This is a genomic window from Actinocorallia lasiicapitis (assembly GCF_054778695.1).
On sequence record NZ_BAAGZI010000428.1, the window covers coordinates 1 to 4,743 of the forward strand.

At 70.2% G+C, this 4,743-nt stretch carries 5 protein-coding genes; 1 reads left to right on the forward strand and 4 read right to left on the reverse strand.

From position 1 onward, the window contains the following. On the reverse strand, nucleotides 1-527 hold a 527-nt coding region (locus tag ACYVE7_RS29330; protein ID WP_460369184.1), incomplete at its 3' end, for an enoyl-CoA hydratase-related protein. A gap of 45 nt (nucleotides 528-572) precedes the next feature. Further along, nucleotides 573-1,196, reverse strand: coding sequence for an alpha-ketoglutarate-dependent dioxygenase AlkB (locus ACYVE7_RS29335; RefSeq protein ID WP_460369186.1), 624 nt, complete (start codon nucleotides 1,194-1,196; stop codon nucleotides 573-575). A gap of 99 nt (nucleotides 1,197-1,295) precedes the next feature. On the opposite strand from ACYVE7_RS29335, the gene polX reads away from it, so the two are divergent. Continuing rightward, nucleotides 1,296-2,987, forward strand: coding sequence for a DNA polymerase/3'-5' exonuclease PolX (gene polX, locus ACYVE7_RS29340; RefSeq protein WP_460369187.1), 1,692 nt, complete (start codon nucleotides 1,296-1,298; stop codon nucleotides 2,985-2,987). Nucleotides 2,988-2,991: 4 nt separating this feature from the next. Here the strand turns inward: polX and ACYVE7_RS29345 are convergent, their stop codons facing one another. Together ACYVE7_RS29345 and ACYVE7_RS29350 are read right to left on the reverse strand one after the other, a co-directional pair. Further along, nucleotides 2,992-3,624, reverse strand: a complete 633-nt coding sequence (locus ACYVE7_RS29345) for a thymidine kinase (RefSeq protein WP_460369189.1) — start codon at nucleotides 3,622-3,624, stop codon at nucleotides 2,992-2,994. A gap of 91 nt (nucleotides 3,625-3,715) precedes the next feature. Next, nucleotides 3,716-4,477: a peptidoglycan recognition protein family protein gene (locus tag ACYVE7_RS29350; RefSeq protein ID WP_460369191.1), complete on the reverse strand. Its 762-nt coding sequence runs from the start codon at nucleotides 4,475-4,477 to the stop codon at nucleotides 3,716-3,718. Nucleotides 4,478-4,743: the final 266 nt, after the last annotated feature.

Here is a 4,743-nt window from a genome sequence, read left to right on the forward strand (position 1 = left end):
TGCTTCAGCCCGGCCGCGACGGCCTCGGCGCCCTTCAGCCGCTCGCCGAACAGCACCATCGCCGCGGCCCGCTCCGGGCCGACGAGCCGCTGGAGCATCCAGGTGTGGCCGCCGCCCGGATGGATCCCGATCTTCAGAAACCTGGTGTCGAACCACGCGGACTCCGCGATGATCCGGACGTCGCAGGCCAGCGCCAGATTGAAGCCCGCGCCCACGGCGGGCCCGTTCACCGCGGCGATCGTCGGCAGCGGCGACCGCGCCACCCGCAGGAACCCCTCGTAGACCAGTTCGACGCCCGCGCTGTCGCCCTTGGTCGCCGCCCGCAGATCCTCGAGGTCGGCGCCCGCGCAAAACGCCGGCCCGGCGCCGGTGACGACCACCGCGCGCGCTTCCGGATCGGCCTCGACGACGTCGAATGCGGCCAGCAGCTCCCGGACGAGCTCGCCCGACAGGATGTTCCTGCGTTCCGCGTCGTTCAGCGTGACCCGGGCGATCCCGCCCTCGACCACCACGTCCACCAGGCTCATCGCGCTCTCCTCAGTTGATCGGCCGCCCCACGATAGCGGCGCGGGTCAGCGGACGTTCCGCGGGCGGAACTGCACGCTGATCCGCGGCCCGGTGGCGCGGGCCGATTTCGGGACGGCGTGTTCCCAGGTGCGCTGGCAGGAGCCGCCCATCACCAGCAGGTCGCCGTGGCCGATCTCGAACCGCAGCGCGCCGCCGCCGCCGCGCGGGCGCAGCAGGAGGGCGCGGGGCGAGCCGAGCGAGACGATGGCGACCATGATGTCCTCCGACCTGCCGCGGCCGATGGTGTCGCCGTGCCAGGCGACGCTGTCGCGGCCGTCGCGGTACAGGCACATCCCGGCCGTCGCGAACGGTTCGCCCAGTTCGGGACGGTAGTGGGCGGACAGCGCGTCGCGCATGGCCACCAGATCCTCGTCCGGCAGCGCCTCGTTCCGCCGGTAGAACTTGGTGAGGCGCGGCACGTCCACGACGCGCTCGTACATGGTGCGCTGCTCGGCGTGCCAGGGGACCCCTTCGACCAGCCGCTCGAACAGCGGATCGGCGCCCGCCACCCAGCCGGGGCACAGATCCACCCACGCGCCGCGCGACAGCTCGGTGCGGCGCACGGCGCAGCCGAGCGGCCCCAGTTCGACGGAGTCGGCGCCGCCCAGCAGTGATCCCTGGAACATCATGCGCCCCACCTTATCAAACATCTGTTCGAACGGCGCGTCCGGCACGACCGGCGGACCGGCGACCGGTGGACTGTCGGACCCCGCCCGTAGTCTTGGACCATGGCACGGGTGAACGACGAGGCCGCAGAGGCGCTCAACGAGTACGCCGAGCTGTTCGCACTGACCGGGGGCGATGCCTTCCGGGTGCGCAGCTACCAGAAGGCCGTCAAGGCCATCGCGGGCTACCCGCACGATCTGCGGCAGGTGAACGTCCGCGACGTGCCGGGCGTCGGCGAGGCCATCGCCAAGAAGATCGAGGAGTATCTGGAGCGGGGCAGCTTCCGCCAGCTCGACGCGCTCCGCGCGAAGGTGCCCGACGGCGTCAGAAAACTCACCAAGATCCCCTCGCTGGGCCCGAAGACCGCCCTCCTGCTCTACGAGGACCACGGGATCGACTCCCCCGAGGCGCTGGCCGCGGCGATCACCGCGGGCCGGCTCGAAGGTGTGCGCGGGCTCGGCCCGAAGACCCTCGACAACCTGCTGAAGGGGGTCGAGCAGCTCCAGGCGTCGCGCGGGCGGGTGCATCTGGGTGTCGCGCTGAGCCTGGCCGAGCAGGTGATCGCGTCGCTGCCGGGGGCCGAGGAGCGGATCGCCTACGCCGGTTCGCTGCGCCGCTTCCGGGAGACGGTCGGCGACATCGACGTGCTGGCCGTCGGCTCACCCGAGCTGATGGAGGTGTTCAAGGCGCAGCCGTACGTCACCGAGGTGATCGCGACCGGCGAGAAGAAGACCTCGGTCCAGACCGACCGGGGCGTCCAGGTGGACCTGCGGGTGGTGCCGGCCGGGTCCTGGGGTGCGGCGCTGATCTACTTCACCGGCAGCAAGGAGCACAACGTCGCGATCCGCGAGATGGCCGTCAAGAAGGGCTGGAAGCTCAGCGAGTACGGCCTGTTCGACGGCGAGAAGGTCATCGCGGCGGCGACGGAGGAGGAGATCTACGCGGCGCTGGGGATGCAGTGGGTGCCGCCGCCGCTGCGCGAGGACGGCGGCGAGGTGGCGGCGGCGCTCAAGGGCGAGCTGCCCGAGCTGGTCCGGCTGCCCGACATCAAGGGCGATCTGCACACCCACACCGATCTGACCGACGGCATCGCCTCCCTGGCGGACATGGTCGCCGCGGCGGCGGCGCGCGGCTACTCCTACTACGCGATCACCGACCACGCCCCCGACCTGACCATGCAGCGGATGACGCTGGAGAAGGCTCTGGAGCAGCGCGCCCAGGTCGAGGCGTTGCAGCGCGACCATCCGGGGATGCGGCTGCTGCACGGCACCGAGCTCAACATCGCGCCGGACGGCTCCGTCGACTGGCCGGTCGAGATCCTGGAGGGGTTCGACGTCCGGGTGGCGAGCGTCCACTCTCACTTCACCCAGTCCAGGGCTGACATGACCCGCCGGTTCATCACGGCCTGCGAGAACCCCGGCGTGCAGATCATCGGCCATCCCACCACCCGCAAGATCGGCAAACGGCCGATGGTCGACGCCGACTGGGCCGAGGTGTTCAAGGCCGCGGCGCGCACCGGCACCGCGATGGAGATCGACTCCTTCCCCGACCGCGCCGACCTGCCGTCGGATCTGGTGCGGCTGGCCAAGCACCACGGCGTCAAGTTCTCGATCGACTCCGACGCCCACGCCGTCCCCCATCTGGACAATCTCGGGTTCGGCGTGGGGATCGCACAGCGGGCCTGGCTGACCACCGAAGACGTGATCAACACCTGGCCGCTGGAGCGGCTGCTGGCCTTCCTGGGCCGCGTCTGACGGCCTAGAAGCGGGGGGCCTTGGCGCCGAGGTCGCCCGCGCGGTAGTGGCGGCGGCAGAGCACCTGGTAGCGGACCGGCGCCTCGTCGGTGTCCGCTATCACGACCTGCTCGCCGGCCCGCAGCAGCTCGCCGCCCGTGGTGCGGGCGTTGAGCTGGCCGGGCCGCCCGCACCAGCACAGCACCTCGACCTGGAGCCGGCAGACCTCGTCGGCCAGCTCGAACAGCCGCCGGGTGGCCGGGAACAGCTCGGACTTGAAGTCCGAGGCGAGACCGAAGGCGTACACGTCGATGTCGCAGTCGTCGACGAGATCGGCGAGCTGCTCGATCTGGCGGACGGTGTAGAACTGGGCCTCGTCGCAGATCAGGTAGTCCAGGCGGGGGGCCTGCCCGCGGACCAGGGCGTCGATGTCGAGGTCGTCGTCGACCTCCAGGGCCTCGCCGCCCAGCCCTATCCGGCTGGTGACGCGCGGCCCGCCCGAGCGGTCGTGCTTGGTGAGCACCCTTCCCTTGCGGCCCTGGCGGGCGTGGTTGTAGTTCGTCTGCAGGGCCAGGGTGGACTTTCCGCAGTCCATGGGTCCGTAGAAGAACTTCAGCACCGCGTCCCGGTGCAGGCCGGAGACGCCTGCGGGAGGCACAGAGGACAACGCTGACAAATCACTCACGGGGGAACACTCTAGAGTGAACAGCGGTGATCACGTCGGCGTCGGGGACGTGACGAAGACCGCGTCAGGCCGTCAGGGCCTTCCAGGTGGCGGCATCCACGATCCCGTCGACCTTCAGAGAGTGCTTCTTCTCGAACTCCTTGACCGCGGTCTCGGTCTTCGGGCCGAACACTCCGTCAACGTCGAGCTTCGCTCCGTAGCCGTTGAGGACCACCTGGAGCCGTTCGACGTCATGGCCGCGCATCATCGGGCTGGCCAGCTTGAGGGTACGGCCGAGCGGGGGCTCGGCACCGCTGCCGAGCAGGTGGGCGATCTCCGGGACGATCTCGTTGCGGTACTGCTTGAGCCGGACGGCGCCCGGGCAGTTGTGGCTCGCCTTGTTCCACGCCTTGAACTGGGAGTGCCAGCCGAAACCGGTCTCCCCCGGCTTGCTGACGATCCGGGCGGGGTTGCCGGTGGTCTTGCACCACCAGACGCCGAGCTTGATGATCGCGTCGACCTGGCGGTCGGTCCACGGCACGTTGCTCTTGGCGCCGTCCGAGGTCTCGACGGACGTGGCGTAGGCGTTGCCGTCGTACTGGGCGTCGGCCTGGTGGGCGAGGTCCTGCCACTGCCAGATGGCGCCGTCGCGGGTCTTACCGTCCCAGGATCCGCCGATCCCGAAGTGCGACTCGGTCCCCTGCCAGCCGCCCTGCCGGAACATCGATTCGGTGCCGGCCAGATAGCCGACCATCGTATGGACGATGAAGACCTTGGGAGTGATCTTCGGCTCTCCCTGTGTCGCGGACAGGGGGCGCTTCTCCGCGAAGGGGCACCAGAGTTGCATGGGGGAGACTCCAGATGAGGATGCGGTCTGATATGCCGCCAGTATCCCCCTATGAAGTGAACTAACGGGGCTGATACGGCGCTCTGGCAGCCGTGACTTCCGGCATCCGCCGCGCGGACCCGGACGGGTGCGGGGGCGAGCGGGGCGATGAGGTCGGCGGCTTCCAGCAGCCGGATCCGTCCGGGATCGGCGGTGCCGGGGCGCAGGCTGTAGAGGGTCGCGCCGTCGGCGAGGTCGGCGTCGGCGCAGAGCAGCGCCTCGAAACC